Annotated in this window: 16 protein-coding genes; 6 read left to right on the top strand and 10 right to left on the bottom strand. The window is 58.4% G+C overall.

What is annotated here, in order from left to right; translation table 11 throughout:
• Positions 1-15 precede the first annotated feature (15 nt).
• Both sufC and G485_RS0105720 read right to left on the bottom strand, forming a co-directional pair.
• Positions 16-795: a Fe-S cluster assembly ATPase SufC gene (sufC, locus tag G485_RS0105725; protein WP_027091767.1), complete on the bottom strand. Its 780-nt coding sequence runs from the start codon at positions 793-795 to the stop codon at positions 16-18.
• Positions 796-1003: 208 nt separating this feature from the next.
• Positions 1004-1573, bottom strand: a complete 570-nt coding sequence (locus tag G485_RS0105720; RefSeq protein ID WP_027091766.1) for a DUF1802 family protein — start codon at positions 1571-1573, stop codon at positions 1004-1006.
• A 244-nt stretch (positions 1574-1817) separates the two neighbouring features.
• Between G485_RS0105720 and mtnK the strand changes: the two genes are divergently transcribed.
• Both mtnK and mtnA read left to right on the top strand, forming a co-directional pair.
• Positions 1818-3026, top strand: coding sequence for an S-methyl-5-thioribose kinase (gene mtnK / locus G485_RS0105715; RefSeq protein WP_027091765.1), 1209 nt, complete (start codon positions 1818-1820; stop codon positions 3024-3026).
• 30 nt (positions 3027-3056) lie between these two features.
• A complete protein-coding gene (mtnA, locus tag G485_RS0105710; RefSeq protein WP_156922155.1) occupies positions 3057-4130 on the top strand; it encodes an S-methyl-5-thioribose-1-phosphate isomerase in 1074 nt (357 codons plus the stop codon).
• Between the two features lie 30 nt (positions 4131-4160).
• Here mtnA and G485_RS0105705 read toward each other — a convergent pair whose 3' ends face one another.
• Entirely contained in the window at positions 4161-4490 is a 330-nt protein-coding gene (locus G485_RS0105705; RefSeq protein ID WP_027091763.1) for a YunC family protein, read from the bottom strand.
• Positions 4491-4806: 316 nt separating this feature from the next.
• On the opposite strand from G485_RS0105705, the gene G485_RS0105700 reads away from it, so the two are divergent.
• The 3 genes from G485_RS0105700 (at position 4807) to G485_RS28245 (ending at position 6884) form a co-directional block, all read left to right on the top strand.
• Positions 4807-5874, top strand: a complete 1068-nt coding sequence (locus tag G485_RS0105700; protein ID WP_169732297.1) for a transposase — start codon at positions 4807-4809, stop codon at positions 5872-5874.
• Positions 5875-6016: 142 nt separating this feature from the next.
• Positions 6017-6457: a hypothetical protein gene (locus G485_RS0105695; protein WP_027091761.1), complete on the top strand. Its 441-nt coding sequence runs from the start codon at positions 6017-6019 to the stop codon at positions 6455-6457.
• A 91-nt stretch (positions 6458-6548) separates the two neighbouring features.
• Positions 6549-6884, top strand: coding sequence for a hypothetical protein (locus G485_RS28245; RefSeq protein WP_027091760.1), 336 nt, complete (start codon positions 6549-6551; stop codon positions 6882-6884).
• A 79-nt stretch (positions 6885-6963) separates the two neighbouring features.
• Here the strand turns inward: G485_RS28245 and G485_RS25250 are convergent, their stop codons facing one another.
• Both G485_RS25250 and G485_RS0105680 read right to left on the bottom strand, forming a co-directional pair.
• Positions 6964-8664 carry a sensor domain-containing protein gene (locus tag G485_RS25250; RefSeq protein ID WP_035154902.1) on the bottom strand — a complete coding sequence of 567 codons (1701 nt, stop codon included), beginning with the start codon at positions 8662-8664 and terminating at the stop codon, positions 6964-6966.
• 124 nt (positions 8665-8788) lie between these two features.
• A complete protein-coding gene (locus G485_RS0105680; protein ID WP_027091759.1) occupies positions 8789-9166 on the bottom strand; it encodes a DUF423 domain-containing protein in 378 nt (125 codons plus the stop codon).
• Positions 9167-9374: 208 nt separating this feature from the next.
• Between G485_RS0105680 and yhbH the strand changes: the two genes are divergently transcribed.
• Positions 9375-10523 (top strand): sporulation protein YhbH, encoded by a 1149-nt coding sequence (gene yhbH, locus G485_RS0105675; RefSeq protein ID WP_027091758.1) that lies wholly within the window; start codon positions 9375-9377, stop codon positions 10521-10523.
• A 180-nt stretch (positions 10524-10703) separates the two neighbouring features.
• Here the strand turns inward: yhbH and G485_RS28240 are convergent, their stop codons facing one another.
• The 5 genes from G485_RS28240 to G485_RS0105650 form a co-directional block, all read right to left on the bottom strand.
• Entirely contained in the window at positions 10704-15512 is a 4809-nt protein-coding gene (locus G485_RS28240) for a X2-like carbohydrate binding domain-containing protein (RefSeq protein WP_051318051.1), read from the bottom strand.
• Positions 15513-15518: 6 nt separating this feature from the next.
• A complete protein-coding gene (locus G485_RS25235) occupies positions 15519-17804 on the bottom strand; it encodes a glycosyl hydrolase family 95 catalytic domain-containing protein (protein WP_051318050.1) in 2286 nt (761 codons plus the stop codon).
• A 146-nt stretch (positions 17805-17950) separates the two neighbouring features.
• Positions 17951-19657 carry an ABC transporter substrate-binding protein gene (locus G485_RS0105660; protein ID WP_027091757.1) on the bottom strand — a complete coding sequence of 569 codons (1707 nt, stop codon included), beginning with the start codon at positions 19655-19657 and terminating at the stop codon, positions 17951-17953.
• Positions 19658-19771: 114 nt separating this feature from the next.
• On the bottom strand, positions 19772-20668 hold the full coding sequence (locus G485_RS0105655; RefSeq protein ID WP_027091756.1) for a carbohydrate ABC transporter permease: 897 nt from the start codon (positions 20666-20668) through the stop codon (positions 19772-19774).
• Positions 20669-20699: 31 nt separating this feature from the next.
• The gene (locus tag G485_RS0105650; protein ID WP_027091755.1) at positions 20700-21554 is read right to left on the bottom strand and encodes an ABC transporter permease; all 855 of its coding nucleotides are present in this window, start codon (positions 21552-21554) and stop codon (positions 20700-20702) included.
• Positions 21555-21738: the final 184 nt, after the last annotated feature.

Raw genomic sequence — 21738 nt, 5'->3', positions numbered from 1 at the left:
CCTCCCTTGTCCTCTTTATGCTTGGCCGACCGTCTCGTCGACGATGCCCAGCTCTTCTTTAACCCAATCGTAGCCTTCCGCTTCCAGCCGTTCCGCGAGTTCCGGCCCGCCGGATTTCACGATGCGGCCTTGCATCATGACGTGAACGTAGTCCGGTTTGATATAGTTCAACAAACGCTGATAGTGAGTGATGATCAGGAAGCTGCGCTCCGCGGACCGCATGGCGTTGACACCGGCCGCAACGATCTTGAGCGCGTCGATGTCGAGACCGGAGTCGATCTCGTCCAGAATGACGAGCTTCGGCTCCAGCATCATCATCTGGAGAATTTCATTGCGCTTCTTCTCCCCGCCGGAGAAGCCCTCGTTCAGATAGCGATGCATGAACTCGGGATTCATCTCGAGCTCCTTCATCTTGCCTTCCATCAGGCGCACGAACTTGATGAGGGAGATTTCGTTGCCTTCGCCCCGGCGCGCGTTGATGGCGCTGCGAAGGAAGTCGGCATTGGTGACGCCCGTAATTTCGCTCGGGTATTGCATCGCCAGGAACAGGCCGGCGCGCGCGCGCTCGTCGACGTCCATCTCCAGAACGTTCTCGCCTTCCAGAAGCACTTCGCCTTCGGTCACTTCGTATTTCGGGTGTCCCATGATCGAGGAAGCGAGCGTGCTCTTCCCGGTGCCGTTCGGGCCCATGATCGCGTGCACTTCGCCGGCGCCGATCTTCAAATCGAATCCTTTCAATATTTCTTTACCTTCAATGGCCGACTTGAGGCCACGGATTTCGAACATGCTGGACATGGTGTTTTCCCTCCAGAGATTTGCGGAGGCAGAAGAAGCTGTGGTTGACCACTTGCTGCGCCAAGCCAGTGCTTCCGCATCCTAAATTATAATTATTTTAATTTGATTCTCACTGATTCTCAACCTCCATTTTATGAAAACGGCTTGAAAAACGCAAACCTCGCTATTCATAAACGGTGGACGTCAAGAATCGCCACGACGTTGTCGATTACCCCGCGATCGCCCGCCTGACGGCTTCGGCTTTCGCTTGAAATTCTGCGTCGGTCAGCACGGGCGTTCGGCCGGGCTCCGCGAACTCCTCTTCCAGACGCAGCCAGGATTTGCAGCCGCCGTATATATCCTTCATCGGGATGTCGATCGGCTCGTCAAGCTTGTAAACCCGAAGCAGCAGCACGTGAAGCGGCTTCGTTTTTTTCCACCTGAGCCTCTCCTCGGCATAATCTTCGGTCCATATGTGCATCGCGTTCAGCCGCTTGAGCGTCTCGGCGTCCGTCACCTCGATGTCGTCTTCGACTTCGGCGTACGATGTCACCCGCACCGTCTCCGGATGAGCCGCCGCTTCCTCCTTCGTGCGGTCCACTGCGTCCCGGGACTCGGGCTTCACCAGCTCCGGGCGCTGATGCTCATAGGAAGGAAAAAGATAAAAGCGCGGGCTCTCGAGACGAAATTCCTTCGTCTCCTCGGCGATTCCGCCCTTGCGGAGCACGATCGACTGCCGGCCCTCTTCGAGCGCCTTCACGGCAACCGCCCATTCCCTGAGCGCGATCGGTCGTTCCATTTTCGGTCATCTGACTCCCTTCGTTTCTCTATATTCCGATTATAACATAACGGTTATCGATGGATGAAACGGCCTTTGTCCGCTCGGCCGACGAATGTGGTTCGCCGCATCGTGCGCGGTCGCGCCGGAGACTGCGGATAAGCCGCTTTCAACGGCGGCCCAATTGCTTTATACTGTCTTAAGGCAAAGTCCTTCGTCGGAAGGACGCACGAGCATGTCGAATTTTTATGGAGGTGGACGTCAATTGAGCCAGTATCATCCGCTCAGCGAAGCGGAAGCAATCGAAATTGCGCGCTCGGTCAAGGAAGTATTCCCGACCGAAGATGAGCTCGTCTCCCGGGAGATCGGCGACGGCAACCTGAATTTGGTCTTCCATATTACCCAGCCGGCAACCGGCCGCAGCCTGATCATCAAGCAAGCGCTGCCTTACGCAAAGGTGGTAGGCGAATCGTGGCCGCTGTCGCTGGACCGGGCGCGGATCGAGAGTGAAGCGCTCGTCAAGCAGGGCGAACTCGCCCCGGGATTGGCGCCGCGCGTCTACAAGACGGATGCGGAGCTCGCGCTGACCGTCATGGAGGACTTGAGCGATCACGTCATTATGCGCCGCGGACTGATCGAAGGCGGAATCTATCCGAAATTCGCCGAGCATATATCGGAATTTATGGCCCGCACGTTGTTCTTCACCTCCGATCTGGGCATGAACCAGCAGGAGAAGAAGCGGCTCGTGCAGCAATTCGTCAATCCGGATTTGTGCAAAATTACCGAGGATTTGATTTTCCAGGATCCTTATTTCGACGCCGAGACGAACAACATCGAAGCCCACATTCGGGACGCCGCGGAAGCGATTTGGCAGAACGAGAAGCTGCTGTTCGAGGTGGCGCTGCTGCGCGAGAAGTTCCTGACGCACGCGCAGGCGCTGCTGCACGGCGACCTGCACACGGGAAGCATCTTCATTACGCCGGAATCGACCAAGGTCATCGATCCGGAATTCGCCTACTACGGGCCGATCGGCTTCGACGTCGGGGCGGTCATCGCCAACCTGCTGCTTAACTTTGCCGCGCAGGAGCACTGGAGCGCGGACGAGGCTTCGCGCCGCGACCGCCGCGCTTATCTGCTGAACACGGTGCGCGACGTCTGGAACCTGTTCGAGGCGAAATTCCGCAAGCTGTGGAACGAGCACGGCGTCGATCGGGTCGCCCGAGCGGCCGGCTACCAGGACGACTACATGCGCAGGCTGCTCAAGGATACGGTCGGCTTCGCCGGCGCGAAGACCGTTCGCCGCGTCTACGGCCTGGCGCACGTCGCCGATATCGACACGATTCCGGACGCGGCAGTCCGCGAGCGCGCCCAGCGGCTGGCGCTTGCCATCGGTACCGGTCTTATTCTTCATCACCGCCAGGCGGAATCGATCGACGACGTCATCCGCATCGCCGAACAAGCGGTCGGCAACTGATCGCCGGCCAGAATTAAAGGAGACATGAACATGAACGAGCATGATACGTCCGCAGCTTCGAAGGTGCTGCAGTCGGTGCGTTGGGCGGACGGCGTGTTGGAGCTGCTGGATCAGCGGCTGTTGCCCGAGCAAATCGTCTATTTGGAGCTCAGGACGCCGAAGGACGTGTGGGAAGCGATCCGCGAGCTGAAGGTGCGCGGCGCCCCGGCGATCGGCATCGCCGCCGCCTACGGCGTCGCGCTCGGGGTGAGCGGCTTCGACGGTACGCCTGGCGAGATGGCGGAGGAAGCACGCCGTCATGCGGAATATTTGGCGACTTCGCGTCCGACGGCGGTCAACCTGTTCTGGGCTTTGGACCGGATGAAAGCACGGGCCGCGGCACTGGCGGAAGCCGGCATCGCGGGCGCCAAGTTCGCCGAGGCGCTGGTGGACGAAGCCAAGCAAATTCAAGCGGAAGACGAGGAGACGAACCGCCGGATCGGCGAGCACGCGCTATCGCTGTTCCGGGACGGGATGGGCGTCCTGACGCATTGCAACGCCGGCGGGCTGGCCACCTCCAAATACGGAACGGCGCTGGCTCCGTTTTATTTGGCGCTCGAGCAGGGCATCCATCTGAAAGTGTTCGCCGACGAGACGCGGCCGGTGCTGCAAGGCGCGCGCCTGACGGCGTTCGAGCTTCAGCAGGCCGGCGTCGACGTCACGCTCATTACCGACAATATGGCGGGACACGTCATGTCCAAGGGATGGGTGCAGGCGGTCATCGTCGGTACGGACCGCGTCGCCGCCAACGGAGACGTTGCGAACAAGATCGGCACCTACAGCGTTGCCGTGCTTGCCAAGGCGCACCAAATCCCGTTCTATGTAGCTTGTCCGCTCTCGACCATCGATTTGTCGACGCCAACCGGCGCCGACATTCCGATCGAAGAACGCCATCCGGACGAAGTGACGCAAGGCTTCGGCCGCAGAACGGCGCCGGAGGGCGTAGCGGTATACAATCCGGCATTCGACGTCACGCCTCACGAGCTGGTGACGGCGATCATTACGGAGAAGGGCATCGTCAGAGCCCCTTACGATTCCGGCCTGCGCGCGCTGTTCGAGAATTGATCGAAGGCGGCGGAACGCCCGTATTCCAGGTTATTCGGCGTGAGCTTTGGCGCCGGCGGCGGCCATGACGGCTATCGCACGGCGGCCGGTCATTCCCGGTTCGATGCCAAGGCTCCGCGCCGTATCGGTTACGGATTCCAGCGGCGCTTCGAGCAGCTGTTCGAAGGTGCGCACGCCGACCGCCCTTCCGGCAATGATCCGGCGGTCTTTGAGGCGTTCGTTCAGCAGTTGGACGTCCAAGGCACCGCACATGATGTAACCGTTCCCGGCCGTAATCGCCAGCAGAGTCGTACCCGGCAAGAGCACTTCGGCTCCGAGCGCCGTATGTCCCTCGATGTCGAACGGAACAAGACGCATCATCTGTATCACCTCCGAGACGGCCGCTAACGGCAGAATCCAGGACGATGAATCGTCCTTTCGATCTAATTTATGCGAAGAACTAACCGAATCGTACCAAAAAGGCGGATAGGCCTTTACCCAAAAAGAACTATTTCGAAAGATACAAACATGATATATTGAGAGAGTAAGTTTCTTTTTTTATACCCATGGGCTTGACGGAGGCTTCCTAGCAAACATGACAAAAGCAAAAAAACTACGACAGCAAGATTCACTAACAGGATTTTCCTTTCTTTTGTCGAAGTAAAAGGGGATCAACTTTGTAAAGGAGTTGCCCCCTATGCTTCCTAAAAATCGGTTAGGTGCTGCCCCCCGGATCTATTTCCGAACCGAAATGACGCACTGCCCGCATTGCGAAACGAAGCTGCAACGTTCGCATACGGCCTGGCATAAAAAGATTTCCACGCTGAACGGTGTCATCGACGCATGGAGCATGGCGTACGCTTGCAAGAATCCAACATGCTCGCATACGGGCGTCTCGTATAAATCAGCCGAAGCGGAGATGCTCAGCATGAAGCACTCGTCCTATGGCTACGATGTGCTGGCTCTGGTCGGCGAGTTGCGATTCAAGCATCATATGACGGTTAAAGAACTGACGGACACCCTGAACGAACGCGGAATCCAAACGAGCGAACGTCACGCGCAAAATCTGTATGAGCGGTATCAAGTCCTTTTGGCTGCCAGTCTCGATGACCATGTCCGCAAGGTACTGGCCGAAACGACGGAACAAAACGGCGGCATCATCTTATCCATGGATGGCGTCCAGCCGGAAAAGGGCAACGAAACACTGTATGTGCTGCGCGAAGTATTCAGCGGGACGGTGCTTGCCGCGAAGAACATGAAAAGCGGCGCAGCGGCAGAATTGCAAACGCTCATCCTGCCCGTGATCGAACTCGGCTTTCCCATTGTCGGGATCGTCAGCGACGGCCAGCATTCGATCCGCCTGGCGTTTGAAGGCCTGCTACCCGACGTTCCGTATCAGTATTGCCAGTATCATTACTTGAAGGATATTGCAAAACCGGTAGTGGACGCGGATCGCAAACTCAAGACGGAACTAAAGAAAAGCATGCGCGGAATTCGAGAAGTCGAGCGTAAAATCGAACAAATCGAAAATCGCGCCAGCGAAAACGAAACCATTGCCGCGAGCGAATCCACAAAGGAACAACCGACGGCGGAAATGGCCGAAGCTCAGATCACCAAGAAATACATCGCGGCCGTTCGCGCCTTACTGCTAGAAGATGGTGATCCCCCGCTCGAGTTGCCGGGTATGCTGATCTACGAACGCGCGCAAGCGATTCAAGCCTCGTTAGCTCGATGCTTGGATAAAAAAGGGGCCTTCGCTCCTTGAAGGTATCGTCCGAATTTTCAGCAAAATAGAACCGCTGCTGCCTGTCTACGAGACCGTGGCTCGGTGGCGAAAGCCGCTGGAACAGATTGCGAACCTATTGGAACCCGAAACGGACAAAACCAGTGAAACGGTGCGATGGGAAATGACCGTGCTGCTGGACTGGATGAAACAAACGTACACCAAGCCCGAAGACGCTCCCATGGTGGACAACATACTCCGGTATACAAACGGGTTCTGGAATGGTCTGTTTACTTGTTACGACGAATACCACCTTCCGCGAACGAACAATGATTTAGAGCAATTTTTTCGGCAGACGAAGGCTAACCACCGCCGCATCACGGGACTTCGGAATTGGAATACCTACATCCAGCGCAATGGCGAATTGATCGTCCTCATTCGGGACGCACTTGGTCAGGAACACATTGAAAGCCGCTTACGCTCCGTTGACTATACCACCTATAAGAAATGTAAATTGGAATGGTGTTCCCGTTTGAACGAGCATGTAGAGCGCAGACGTTTTAATCGAGATCCCAAGGCGTACCTGGCTGCACTTGAGCATGAATGGGAGCAATTGTTTTGTTAGCTAATTATGCTGTCGTAGAAAAAAAACAGATGACGGCTCCTTTTTGTTCCAAGTCGATATCTTGGTGCATGCCCCGACTAACGGAGTCGCCTTGGAGCGTCTGCTTCGGGTCCTGAACGAAGGACATTTCGCCGACTACCGAATTCAATCGGGAATTCGGTTGGGGGAGCGGATCGCGGAGGAGACTTCGAGTGCAGCCTCCTCCGCGCCGATTCTTACCGACGGACTGGATTCCCGTATCCGCGAATACATTCAATCGAACAAGCTGATTCGCGTCAACTTGAACAAAGGCAAGGGCGTCAAGCTGAGCATGCCTTGCCGGGTCGTCAATTTCGATCCCGACCTGGAGCTCCTTACCTTGTACCACGTTGACGAGAAGAGAGTTTATTCGGTCAACCTGAACGAAATCGACGATTTCCTGGAGTAGCAACGGAATGTCCGGCATAAAGAAACGCCGCAACTCGACACGAGTTTGCGGCGTTTCTTTAATAGTTAACTTATGCGAATCAAGAAGCCGGCCAAGCCGATTCGTCCTTGTCGAGCAGTTGGACGATTCCATGGCCGGGGAGCGGCGGACTGCCGAAATACCCTTGCATCTCGTCGCAGCCATGCTGCTGCAGGAAGCGAACTTGCTCGATCGTCTCGACGCCTTCGGCGATCACCTGAAGCTGCAGGTTGTGCGCCATGGCGATAATCGCGGCGACGATCGCGGCGTTGTTCGCGTTGCCGTCGATGTCCCGCACGAAGGAGCGGTCGATCTTCAGGCTGCCGATCGGGAAGTTGCTTAAATAGTGGAAGGAGCTGTATCCCGTGCCGAAATCGTCAATGCTGATGCCGACGCCCAGTTCCCTCAATTCCCTCAGGAACGACAGCGCCCTCTCCACGTCCATCGTCATGCTCTCCGTAATTTCCAGCTTCAAATAGCTCGGATCCAGCCCGGTCTGCCGGAGTACGCCGGCAATCTTCCCGATCAGATTGCGCTGCGTGAATTGGCGGAACGACAGATTGACCGATACGGGAATCGGCGTCATTCCGGCGTCCTGCCATTCCTTGTTCTGCCGGCAAGCCTCCTGCAGCACCCAGTCGCCTAGCGGCACGATAATGCCGCTGTCTTCGGCCGCGGGAATGAACTCCCCGGGCGGAACGAGACCGCGCTCCGGATGCATCCAGCGGACAAGCGCCTCCAGTCCGACGATCCTCCCGGTCGCAAGATCGTATTGCGGCTGATAATGAAGGAGAAATTCCCCGTTCTGCAGCGCGTTCATCATCTCGTGCTGCAGCGTCAGCTTGTGCAGCGCCTGATGCTCGAAATCGGACGTGTACAGCTGGTAATCGTTGCGCCCGTTCTCCTTCGCCCGGTACAGGGCGGCGTCGGCCTTCTTGAGGAGCGTGGCGCCGTCCTCCTCAAGCCCCTGCCCGATCATAACCCCGATGCTGACGGACACGTGCAGCGGCACGCTGCCAAGCTCGAACGGCGCTTCGAACAGCCTCATCAGCTCGTCCATCCGGGAGGCGACCTCCTCCGCGCTCTTCACATCCGTCAGCAGACCGGCGAACTCGTCGCCTTCCATTCGGGCCAAGCTGCCCGGATCGGGGAAGAAGCGGGTGAGCCGTTCCGCGATTTGCAGCAGCAGCATATCCCCCGAATCCCGGCCGTAAGAAGCGTTTACAAGCTTAAACCGGTCCACATCCAGGTAGCAAACCGCGAGAAGCGTGCCGTCCCGATACGATTCGACCAGCTTCTCTTCCAGCCGGCTCGTAAAGAAGCGGCGGTTCGGCAAGCCGGTCATATCGTCGTAGTAGGCCATATAATGAATGCGGTTGAGCGATCGCTTGTGTTCGCTGATATCCTGCATAAAGACCACGACGCCGACAATCTCGCCTTCGTTCGACAACGGGGCCAAATTCGCGTTCAGATCGACGTGGCCCCCGGCCTTGTTCACGATGCGGACGCTCTGCGTGCCCGGCTTCCCCGCAAGCGTCCGCCGGAACGCTTGCACGGCGTCGTGGTACGATTCCTCGTCCAGCCATTCGGCGAAGCGCCGGCCCAGCATATCCGTTTTGGAGCAGCCGAACGTCTCGTAGGGATCGTGATTAAAGTCCAAGACGACTCCATGTCTGTCTAAGACGGCAATAGTGACCGGACTGTTGTAGATCGATTTCAGCAGTTCGAGTTGGTATGACGATTCGTCGGGCCATCCGTTCACTTGTCGACGTCCTTCCTCCCCTACGGGAAACGTGTCAACTGATGTCTATTTCCATTATAAAACAAAGTTCAAAATTACTGAATAACGTTTTCTACAATGTTTCATAAAATCGCCAGCGCCGGAGCTATCTGTTCGATTTCCGGACTGAGAGCGCCAAGCAAAGCCATCCCGCGAGGAAAGCAACGCCGCCAAGCGGCGTGATCGGACCGAAAGCGCCGATGCCCGATAGCGAAAGGGCGTAGAGGCTGCCGGAGAACAGGACGACGCCGATGGTAAGCAGGCGCGCGGACCAGAGCGCCAGCTTGCCGGAGCCGAGCCGGTCGGAGAGCAGCGCCACGAGCAAAATGCCGAGCCCGTGGTACATCTGATAGCGGACTCCCGTCTCGAACACGGATAAATCGTCTTCCGACAGATGTCCCTTGAGCGCATGCGCGCCGAAAGCGCCGAACGCGACGGACAGCAGCGCGATGACGGCGCCAATCGCTGTATATCTTTGAAGCATAGTGAATCCTCCTTAGTGTTCCGATAGTATGATCATACCCTTTTTACCGCGGAGAAGCCATGAAGGAAATGGGACAATTTGCCGCGGACAAGCGCAGAATTGTACGAAAGCGAGCTGACGGCCGGAAAATCGCACACATCGTTTGCATGCGCGAGAATATATTGAATAACACACGAAAATTAAAAGACAAATAAGGTGGTGTCTCGCCATGACTGAGCCGGCGTTTATCTTGTCACGCGAAGACTGGTCTTTGCACCGCAAAGGTTATCAGGATCAGTCGCGGCATCAACAGAAGGTTCGCGAAGCCATCAAGCAAAACTTGCCCGACCTGCTGTCGGAGGAGAATATCATTCTGTCCGACGGCAGGCAAATCATTAAAATTCCGATCCGGAGCATGGAGGAATATCGTTTTATTTATAATCACCACAAGCGCAAGCACGTCGGGCAAGGAGACGGGGACAGCCAGGTCGGCGATGTGCTGGGCACGGAACCGGCGAACGGTCCGGGCAAGGGAGAAGGAGCGGGCGACCAACCGGGAGACGATGTCGTCGAAGCCGAGATCTCGATCGCGGAGCTGGAGAACCTGCTGTTCGAGGAGATGGAGCTGCCCTATCTGAAGCGCAAGGAGAAAGATCAGATCGAAGTGAAGGACGTGCGCTTCAACGATATCCGGCGCAAGGGCATCATGTCCAACATCGACAAGAAGCGGACGATCCTGGAAAATCTGCGCCGCAACTCCCGCGACGGCCGTCCCGTGATCGCCGGCATTACGCCGGACGATCTTCGCTTCAAGACTTGGGAGGAGATCGTCAAGCCCCAGAACAACGCGGTCATTCTCGCCATGATGGACACTTCCGGCTCCATGGGCAGCTTCGAGAAGTATTGCGCGCGGTCGTTCTTCTTCTGGATGACGAGATTTTTAAGGCGCCAATACGAAAAGGTGGAGATCGTCTTCATCGCCCACCATACGGAAGCGAAGGAAGTGTCCGAGGAAGAATTCTTCACGCGAGGGGAGAGCGGCGGCACGATTTGTTCCTCCGCCTATATCAAGGCGCTCGAAATTATCGAAAAGCGTTATCCCCCTTCGCTTTACAACATCTATCCCTTCCATTTCTCCGACGGCGACAACCTGACAAGCGACAACGAGCGCTGCGTGAGGCTTATCAAAGAAATTCTGAATGTTGCGAATATTTTCGGCTACGGCGAAGTGAACCAGTACAACCGCAGCAGCACGCTGATGTCGGCCTACAAGCATCTCGACGATCAGCAATTCCTCTACTACGTCATCCGCGATAAAGCCGAGATCTACAACGCGCTCAAGACGTTCTTCAAGAAGCGGGAATTGGCGCTCGGTTAAAAAAGGAACGGCCACGGCCGCGTGTACGGCGACAGGCAGATCATACGGCAAGGTCCGTTCCCGCGGGCGGCATGGCGAGATCGATCGGGCCGGGCCGGCAAGCGGCCTTTAAAAGGGGCTATCCGCAGGTCCGAAAACCTGGGAATAGCCCCTTCGTTCATTTGGATATCCGGGAGAGTCTCAGTCCGCCGCCTGTTCCCCTCCGGCCGATCTTGGCACGGAGCGGTGGGCGACCGACGCCTCCTCGATGTCCCGAACCGCCCAACAGCTGTCCGGCACATCCTTCCACGGCGAGCGCTCCAGTCCGTAGAGCGGACCTCTGTCGAGCACCCGGTTGATGACGGCGACCGCCTCGGCGCGCGTCAACGGGCTGGCCGGGCGGAACGTTCCGTCCGCGTAGCCCTTCATGTAGCCGGCGCCTTGAACGGTCTCGATCGCCGCTTGCGCCCAATGCCCGACGGTGTCCGCATAGCCCGTTCCCGGCTGTGCGCCGGCCGGCGCGAGACCGGCGACGAGAGCCGCCATCTCGGCGCGTGTCAGCGGTTCCTGCGGCTTGAAGGTTCCGTCCGCGTAGCCGTGCATCAAGCCCATGCGGGTTACTTGGGCGATCGCTTCTGCCGCCCAGTATCCCGGGCGAACGTCGCTGTAAGCGCGATCGCCTCCGGTCGCTTCGCGCTTGACGACGCGGGACAGAATCGCGGCCATCTCGGCGCGGGTGACGCTGTTGTCCGGCTTGAACAGGCCGCCCTCGTAGCCTTGCATATACGGCTCGTGCGACAAGGCCGACGCGCCGCCCTCCAGCTTGAGAAGCGCGAACGTGCTGAACTTGTTCGCCGTGAACCGGATTCCCCGGCCGCCGTCGAATGCGGTGACGGCGCCCTGCTTGAACTCGGTCGTACCGTCGCTGTGCTCGATGTACACGCCGAGCTGCTGCAGATCGGCGTCGCTTAAGGTATCGTCCCGAATCGGCAGCACAAGCGTGGCCTCGCGGTCAAGCAAATTCGTCTCGATGCTCATCGGGCGTCCGACGAGCGTCGCCTTGCCTCCTTCGGCTGCCGCCAGCACAACCGTCGCCGCGTTGGCCCGCTGCTCCAGCTTCTGGCCGTCATCCGTCGATTTGACGGGGACGATGCTAAAATAAACGTCGTTGTTCAAGCCTTGCAAAGACGCGTTCGGAATCTGCACCTTCACATTGGCCGTGTCGAGATCCAGTCCGAGCCCGCTGTCCGCAAGCAAGCCGAGCGAGTCCTTCGTTAGCAGGACGTTCGTCAGCGACACTTCGTCCTGCGCGTCCGGCAGATCGAGGGCCGCCGACTTCGCGCCCGCCGTCTTCGCCTTATCGATCAACGCCTGAACGTTATCGTCCGAGAGCCTCGCTTCGTCCTTGACCGTACCGTCGGGCAGCGTCGAACGCACGACGTCGATCGTCCCCGGATCGGCTGCCCCCGAGCTTCCTCCGCCCGTCGGCGCCGCGCCTCTGTTCGGCGCGACGTCGAACCGGAGCGCGTCCGCCAGCATGATCTCTCCCGATCGCTTGACGACCTTGAGCGTATGCGTACCGGCCCGCAGCGCGGAAATGCTGAACAGGCTTTGCTGCGGGGCTCTGGACGCGGAGTTGGCGTCAACCGTCCGCTTCAGCTCGCCGTCGATGTAGATGTCCATCTCCCCCTGGTCGGGACTCGTCGGAGCCAGCAGCTCGATGCCCGTGCCTTTGAACGAATACTGGTAATAATCCCCGTCCGTCGCGGTCGAATGAACGTCATCCCCGTAGTCGCCCTGGAAGGAGAACGTCAGATGAAGGGTTCCGACCGGCTGAGCCGCGAGGTATTCCTTCTTGATCGTCACCTGCCGGCCCGTAATCGTGTAATCGACGCCGTTCACGAGCCGGTTCGCTCCGTTCGAGATGCCGCTCAGACTGGCGACGCTGCCAAGAACGTTGACGCTTACGTCGGCCGGCGCGGAAGCTCCCTTATCGAAGTCGGCCGACGATACGTCGATCAAATCGGGAAGCTGCACGCGCAGCGCGTCAAGCAGCATGAATTGACCCGATTTTTTGACCGCCTTCAGCGTATGGAAGCCGTTCGTCAATCCCGAGATGGAGTATACGGTCTGCTGAGGCTTATTGTGGGCGTCCGCCCCATACGTGCTGACCGTCCCTTGGCTTACGCCGTCGATGAAAATCTCGACGTCTCCCTGGCCTTGATCTACCTCCGTAATGTAGTCGATGCCCATTCCTTGGAATGTATACGCAAAGAAATCGCCGTTATTCTCCGCCCACTGCACATCGTCCTTGTAGTCTCCCAGATCGCGGCCGCTGCTGCGATTCCACGATCCGGTGTACTGAATGCCCGGATCGTCGTTGTTCACCGTCAAATAGCGGCCCGGCGAAGCCGAGTTGCTCACCGTGACGGCCAGCGTCCGCGAATCGCTCCGATCGAACTCGAACGTCAGACTCGTGACGCCGACCGGCCGGCTGGCCAAATACGACTTCAGAATGGTGACGACGACTCCGGCAACCGTGTAGTCTTCGCCTTCCTTCAGGTTGTCCGTGCCGTCGTTGATGCCGGTCAGGCTATCGCCGTCGCCAAGCGTCAGCGTCACCGCGATATCCGCCTGGGCCGCCGGGCGCTTGTCGAAGCTCGCCGTCGCCGGAGCGATCGACGTCCCGGTAATCGCGACCGACAGGCTCTGTCCATCGCCTCCGGCAAAGCCGAAATCAAGCGTTGTCGTCCCGCCGGAAGGCTGCTGCAGCCAATATTCCTTCTTGATCGTCACGGTGCTGCCGTCGATCGTATAGTCGGCGTTCGGCTGAAGCGCCGTATCGCCGTTCTTGATGCCGGTCAACGAGCTTGCGCCGAACGGCAGATCCACGGTAATGTCGGCCGGCTCGTCCTTGTTGAAGACGCTCGCCGAAAGCCGGCCAAGCAGCGTGTCCGTCGTCACCTTCAAGGCGTCCAGGATGAGGTAATATTGGCCGCTTCCGTTGCGGACGACTCTCAGCGTATGCGAGCCTTGAGGCAAATCGGATATGCTGTACGCGGAATATTCGCCCGCTTGCGGCGATCCCTCGGAATCGGCCGTCGTCATCAGCTGGCCGTCGATGTACACGTCCATCTTCCCGTCGCTCGGACCCAGCTCGGACAGCACTTCGATGCCGGTGCCCGTGAACGTGTACGTAAACTCCGGTTCCGTCCCGCTGTCGTTGTCCGGTTCGCCGTAATGCACGTCGTCCCCGTAGTCGCCGAACGACCGCCCGCTGCTGTAGCCCCACCGGTTGGCATACTGGATCGCCGGATCGTTGTCGTTGATGTATACGGTGTGAGTAACGGAGGCGCCGTTCCCGTCTGCCGGCGGCGAATCGTTATTCGCAACGCCCGGAGGCGCGTAAGGATTGCCGCTGTCTCCGCTGTCTCCGCTGTCTCCGCTGTTGCCGTTGTCGCTGCGGTTGTTGTCGCTGCGGTTGTCGCCGGTGTCGCTGTTGTCGCCCTTCGAATCGTTCGGGGCCGAAGAAGAATCGGTGATCGCGACGAACAAGTCCTGCGCGTCGTGCACCTGCTCCTTGCCGCCGTTGCGCGTCCACGTGCCCGTATACCTCATTCCCGTATCGTCGTCATTGACGATCGAAGTGCCGTTTAGGGCCGTTACTTTGAACAAGCGGGAAGCGTGCGGCTCCAAGTAAACCGGTCCGTACCCGGTGTCGTAGGCGCCCAGCTCTTTGCGGCTCCACAGATCGCGCACGGAAGCGGAGCCGGCGAGGCCGATGTCGCGCCAGTCGACGCTGACGTTCGCGCCTTTGCTGCCGAGATTGAACAGCGCCACCGTATACGTCCCGTCTCCGTTGTTGGCGTACCATACCTGCTGGTTCGTCGCCGTAGATACCGGATGCGCGGGATGGCCGGCCTGGTCGACGGCGATGACCTCGTCGTTCGTCAGCAGTTGCAGACCGTAATCGTCCAGATTGGTCAGATCGTCGCCGGTGAACCACTGCGCGGACGATATCGCCCACAGCGTCGCCGCCGTCTGTCTCTCGTCCCGCGTCAACCCGGAAGTCGCGCCGTTGCCGATGTCCAGCGAGTCAAAATCGTTCCAGCCGCCGGGACCGGCATCGCGCCACCATAATTCCGCGTCGGGGAACAGCCGCGCGATGTTGACCCATTGCGTCATGCCGATATTGCGGTCGTAGGACTCCACGTCCCAGTCGACGCGCCAGCCGTTCGCGTACTGCTTCCAATAGTCCGCGTAGTTGTGGTCGAGCGCCCAGGACAGCTCGAACCAGATATGGTGCCTGCTCAGCGCTTCGGACCAGGCTTTGACGTCGCCGCGCGCGTCGATCGTCAGATCGTTGTGGCCCGAGCCCGGCGTGACGCTGTCGAACTTGACGAAGTCGACGCCCCAGGAGGCGATCTGGTCGGCGACCGAATCGACGTACTTCTGCGCGCAAGGCTTGCTGAAGTCGATCTTGTAGCCGATGTTCCAGTAGTCCGCGTATTGATACGGCTTGACGACGATATCCCCGATCGTGCAGCCGGGAGCCCCGTAAATCGGAAGATTCCGGTTAACCGCGTCCGGAGACACGCCCGGGATGAGATAAATTCCGATTTTTTGGCCGTTGGCGTGCACGTAATCGACCAGATTTTCGAATCCGTCCGGATACAGCGCCGCACTCGGAAGCGGCCGGCCGTATTCGTCCATGCCGTCGTTCCAGCCCGCATCGATATTGATGTAATTATAGCCATGGGATTGCAGCTTCTCGTGCATCGCGTCGGACATTTGCTTGATCTTCGCTTCGGAGATCCAGTTGCCGGACGGACCGTCATACACTTGCATGCTGTAGCTGCTCCAGCCCATATACGGCTTCTGGGCCAAGCCGTTGTCAGCCGCTTCCGCCACGTCTCCGCGCGCCGGAACGTAGCCGAACTGCGCGATGACGGCGACGGCCATGAACAGCGCCAGCCAAAGCTTTCCTCTTCGCTTCCATCGGTTGGTCATCTGCTTTTATCCCCCTTGTCGATCCTTCGTCAATCGAATCGTCTCGCCCGGGCGCGTCGGGCGCACGATGACTTCGCCCGCCGTCCACGGGCTGTACAGCTTCAGTTCGCTCCCCGCTTCGCTGCGGATCTCCGCCCACTGCACCTCACCGTCCTCCCATAATGCGCTTACCAGGAAGGCGCCGACGGCGCGAAGCGTCTTGAACTCCGCCCGCTTCCCGCTCGGCCAGTTCGGGAACAAGCGCAGAATGCCGTTGTAGCTCTGCAGCAGGCATTCGTTCACGACGGCGGGCAGGGCGAAGTTCTCGAACCAGACGCCCATCGACGACATGTAGTCGAACGGGGTCGTATCCGAGTAGCGGCCGCCGGAGAGCAGCAGCTTGTCGGTGCATGTGCCGTTCGGCAGCATGCAGTAATTCACTTGCCGCTTGAACCGTTCCAGATCAAGCTGGCCGAGCCTGGCCCCGGCGAGCGCGCAGAACACAATGTCGTTGCCGCCTTCGTTGCGGTGGTTACGATACGAGTTGACGGCGATCGCATACGTCTCGGGATCCGAGTGCAAGCCGTGATCCTCGCCCGGGAATACGGTCGTGACGCTGTTCGGCACGTTGTATACAACCTCGGGATCTTCGCCGCTCACGGAGACGAACACCGTCCCCCGCCGCGACTCGGCCGTCGGATAATCCGGGAAGCGGCTCAGGACGTCGCGAACTTCCGCCAGCAGCTCCGCCTCCTGCTCCTCGCGCCCCAGCGCCTCGCAGGCGCTGCCGAACGCCCGGAACAAGAACTTCGTCAGCGTCAGGTCGACGATGCAGTCGCGGTTCAGCTTGAAGCCGGGCGTCAGCTCGTACAGCTCCGGCACAACGGTCGGGTAGATATGATAGCGGTCGTCGCTCCAGCCTTCGCCGCTCGCCTCCGGCCGCTTCATGTAATCGACCATGAACAGGACGGCTTCCTTCATCGGCACGAACGCCCGGTCCGCGAGAAACTCGCGGTCCATCGTGTAGAGATAGTGCCACCACAGACTTTGCACCGTCCACGGCGTCTCGCACACTTCCCAGCCCCAATGCGGCACCGGATAAGGCATCATGCTCATCTCCACCGGGTAGGCGGAATGAGGGAAGTAAGCGCCGCGCAAGCCGTAGTAGTCCCGGGCCCAGCGGCGGCTGAGCGGGAGCACTTGTTCGACCATGCTCGCATATGCGAGATGCTTCTCGGCATGATTGCTGGAGAAGGCGACCCAGAACGGCTGCTGGGTATTGTAGTTCATATGGTAGTCGCCGTGCCATTCCGAGCCGATCTTGCCGTAGCTCCAGTTGGCGAACAGTCCGGGACACGTCGCGTCCGGCTTGACGGAGCAGTTATAGAAATAAAGATTGCGGTACCACAGCCGCTCCAGTTCCTCGTCCTCGAGCGCGACGCCGGATCTTGACCAATATTCGCGCCAGCCGTCAAGCGAGCCTGCAAGCGCGCGGGCGAAAGCCGATTCGTCGGGCCGGTCCGACGGAATATCCGCCGCCGCCGGCACGAACGAATCGGGGCCTTCCTCCAGGCTGACGCATAGGAGGAAGCCGGAGGCGCAGCGAACGCTCGCCTCCAGCTCGGCACCCGTCTCCGCGAACGTCTCGGCGCTCTGCACCTCGACCGACAGCCGGAAAGCCCGGTCCCGCGGATGCCCCGCCGCCGTGCCGTCCTCCGACAGGGAGAACGGCAATGTCTGGCGAAACGCCAGCCTGCGGCGCTCCCGGTCCGTCGAGACGGCATATCGCGGCAGCTCCGGCGGCGTCTCGGGGTCGGGAATGAGCTTGATGCGGTTCATGAAGGCGGGACCCGCCAGCGCCCGGCTGCCGTCCTCCGGCTCCTTCACGGACGCCCAGAGACGATCGGCCTGCTGCTCGACGAACAGCTGCAGCGTGACGCGAGACCCGTCAACAAGCAAATATACGTCGCACAGCCCGCTGTCCAGATGGAGCCGATGGCCGAGCACCTCCGTCGTCCGCGGATCGAAGCCGAGCAGCAAAGAGCCGCAGGGCATCGGACGGGGATAGGGCTTCTCGTAATTTTCACCTGCCATCTTAACGTACTTGCGATACCAAGGGTCGTCGCTCAGATGGGCATAATCCGCGGGGATCGCCTTCAACCGGGCGAACAACTCCCCGAACGTGCCGATTTCTTCCTTGTGATCTTCCGCGATCCGGATGTCCCATACGTTGTTGTGCCCGAAGTGAACGACAATCGCGGCGGGGCGGTCGTACCGAATCGCGTGCTTGCCTGCCGTCTCCAAAGAATTCATAGCCATTGCCTCCTTGCCCGCCTCTTGCTGCCGATGATGAAGGAAGGTTGCCGCGCAGCGAATCGGGCGGCATGTACGCGTCCTGATGATAGGCCTCTTGCAAAAGCCCCGCTTGCTAGGCAGGCAGGGCTTGGAGAAGTAAGCGATTAATTTTTGCCGAACGCCGACGAGTCGTACGCTTTCTGCATAATGTCGAGGTAGCTTTGCAGATCGAGACCGTCAAAGCCTTTTACGTAAGCATCCCAGTCTTTGTCCAAGCTCTTGTTGCCTGTAATGAACTGAAGCGCGCTTTGGTCGATATAATTCGTGATGTTCGTTTGCAGCATGCCTGCCTGATCCGCAGAGCTCGGATCGATCCAGACGCCCCAGTACGGGAACACCTGCTTCGGCTGTTTGCCGTCGTAGTTGTCTCTCGTCGCGTCGAACAAGCGGCGTTCGTAACCGTCGTCGTTGTAGATATCCGTCGACTGCACTTGCGACCCGCGGAATTCATCGCTCAGATTATATTGGCCCAGGGAGCCCCATGCATTGTTGTGCGGCTTCTCGCCTGCCGGCAGGGAGATCGAAGCCCATTGCGGCTGCATCGTGTCGTCCAGCGCCTTCTCGCCGGCTTGCGGCTTGCGCCAGTCGACGTTCTCGATGCCGGCGTTCGCCTCCAGCTGGCCTTGGAACGTAAAGATGTAATCAAGCGCTTTGATGGCGGCGATTTGCACGTCTTTGCTGGCTTTGTTCGTGATGACGAACGACGCTCCGGCATTGCCCGTGTAGCTGTAGGTCGCAAATTGCACGTTGTTCGGTCCGACCAGCGGCGGAATCGAATCATAATCTTTGGAATAACGGTTGCCGTCGGCAATATCCACGAAGATGGCGGGGTGCATGCCGGCGCCGGCGCCTAAAATTTGCGCATCCTTGTTCTCGCCGATTTTTTTGAACGCATCGGCGTTTTGCGTGAAGGCGCCCGGATCGATCAGCCCTTCGTCGTACAACGACTTGATATATTGCAGGCCTTCCTTCCACTCCGGCTTGTTGGCCGCCAGATCGACCTTGCCGTCGTTCATCATCAGGTACGAATGATCGTCGTCGTAAATGAAGGCGTTCATCAGGAACGGAATGACGTGGACACCGAACGTTTCGGTGGAGCCGCTGAGCGGAATTTCGTCTTGCTTGCCGTTGCCGTTCGGATCTTCCGTTTTGAACGCTTCGAGCATTTTCTTGAAGTCGTCGGTCGTTTTCGGCGTTTCGATGCCGAGCTTCTTCATCCAAGTGGTGTTGACCCACATTTTGTTCGGGAAGGAGCAGTGATAACAAGCGCTCAGTCCGTTCAAACCGTAAATTTTGCCGTCGGGAGCCGTATTCATCGCTTTGTAATCCGGATTGCCGTCCAGCGCTTTCTTAATGTTCGGCGCATACTGGTCGATCAGATCGTTCAGCGGCAGAATAACGCCCTGCTGGCCGTAACGCAGCAGATCGCTTTGCGAGAAATGATCGATGTAAGACACAAGCAGGAATACGTCCGGATAATCGCCGCTGGCCAGCGAGATTTGTCTCTTCTCGGGCGCGCCGTCGAACGGAACCGTCGTCCATTCGAACTTGATGTTGAATTTGTTCTCCAGTTCCTTCGAGAACGCGTTCGTCGCCAGATCCTGGTTGTTCGCGGTATCCTCGTCCGCAAACACTTTAATCGTGACCGGGTTGGAAGGTGAAGCGCTTTCGGTTCCCGAGGCGTTTGAACCGCTCGGAGAACTTGCGGCAGCATCTCCGTTTGCCTTGTCGTTGCCGCTCTTGGAGCAGCCCGTAAGCGCAACCGCTGCGATCAAGACAAGCGTCGCCGCCATCGTCCATACTTTTTTCAATAGCAACCTCTCCCTTTTGTTGAATAGATGGTATTGTTGCGGGTTGCCCCCTTGATCTACATAGGCATCCCCCCTCTCCATGTCCGGCACGCCGAAGTCCGCGGCGCCTTTCCGTTACCCTTTAACCGAGCCGATCAGCATGCCCTGCACGAAGTAGCGCTGCACGAACGGATAGACGATGAGCACCGGCAAGCTCGACACGACGATGATCGAATATTTCATCAGCGCCAGCAGTTGCTGCGTGTCGGCGATTTGGCCGGCGTTGAGCCCGCCCGAATTGGCGTTCTGAATGAGGATGGATCTCAGGAACAACTGCAGCGGGAAAAGATCGTTCGTCTTCAAATAGATCAGCGCATCGAAATAGGCGTTCCATTGACCGACGGCGTACATCAGCGCCAGAACCGCGAGGATCGGTTTGGAGAGCGACAGGACGACGTTCCAGATGAAGCGGAGGTCGCTGCAGCCGTCCATCTCGCTCGCTTCCGCCAATTCGTCGGGAATCGACGTCGAGAAGAAGGTCCGGGCGATGATGACCTGCCATACCCAAATCGCGTTCGGAAGCAGCAGCGCCCAGCGCGTGTCGATCAGTCCGACGGCTTTCACGACGAGATAGGTGGGAATGAGCCCGCCGGAGAACAGCATCGTGAAGACGATGAACATCATCAGTCCGCTCCGGCCGAAAAATGTTTTGCGCGACAGCGGATAAGCGATCATCGTCGTCAGCGCAACGCTAATCAGCGTGCCGAAAGCCGTATAAAAAATCGAGTTGGCGTAACCGGTCACGATCTGGCTGTTTTGCAACGCCGACTTATAGCCGATCAAGGTCGCCTCGACCGGCCACAGCCATACGCGGCCGCCGGAGACGGCCGAAGGACTGCTGAACGAGGAGCTTACGATAAAAATCAGAGGATACAGCGTGACCGCCAATATGATCGCAAGAAAGACGTAGATGCATACCAGAAATATCCGGTCGCCGTAAGATTCGCGTATCTTTTGTTTCACGCCTGCCATAAGCAGATGGCTCCTTTACCGTGCGAAGTCGTTACCAAAGGCTGTTTTTGGAAAGCCGTTTGGCCGCAAAATTGACCGTTACGAGCAAGATCAGGTTAATGACGGAGTTGAACAGGCCGACCGCCGTCGCGAAGCTGTAGTTGGCATTTAACAACCCGATTTTGTAGACGTAAGTGGAAATAATCTCCGACGTTGTCGTATTGAGCGGATTCTGAAGCAAATAAATTTTTTCGAAGCCGATCGACATGACGTTGCCGACGTTCAAAATCAGGATGATGACGGCCGCCGGCAAGATGCCCGGAACGTCCACGTTCCATATTTTCTGAAGGCGTGAAGCCCCGTCGACGCGCGCCGCCTCGTACAGGGACGGGTCGACCCCGGCGAGCGCCGCCAAGTAGATAACCGCGGAATAACCGGCGCTCTGCCACACCTCGGACCAGACGTAAACCGAACGGAACATATTGGGATTGCCCAGGAAGTTGATCGAATCGATCCCCAGCGAGCCGAGGATCATGTTCACAATACCCAGATTCGGCGCAAGAAACAGCATAATAATGGAGACCATGACGACGGTCGAGATGAAATAAGGCGCATACGTGACGAGTTGAACCACCCGCTTGAATCGTCCGCTCTTGACCTCGTTAAGCGCCAGCGCCAATATAATGGGGATCGGAAAACCGGCGGCAAGCAAATACAAGGAGATGAACAGCGTGTTCTTCAGCAGCGTGCCGAACACCGGATTATGAAAGAAAAGGTTGAAATACTTCATACCGACCCACGGACTGCCCCATATGCCCTTAATGACGTTGTAGTCTTTGAAGGCCAGGACGGCGTTGAACATCGGAATGTACTTGAAAATGATAAAGTAAAGAACCGGCGGAACGATCAGCAGATACAGCTGCCAATGCTTCCTGAAGCTCTTGCCCGCTTTCGTCCCGGGAGCAGCCCTGGCTCCCGCCGATTTGCCCCTCTGGTGTTTAGCGACCGTGACCGTTCTCAGATGAATTCCTCCTCATTCCATTTGAAGCGGCGAGGTTCATCGAACGAACCTGCGCTTTCTCTTTGCCGGC

This window comes from Cohnella thermotolerans DSM 17683 (assembly GCF_000429825.1).
GTDB classification, from domain to species: Bacteria; Bacillota; Bacilli; order Paenibacillales; family Paenibacillaceae; genus Cohnella; species Cohnella thermotolerans.
The sequence above is the reverse complement of the archived record's forward strand: the minus strand, read 5'-3'. Positions and strand labels throughout refer to the sequence as shown.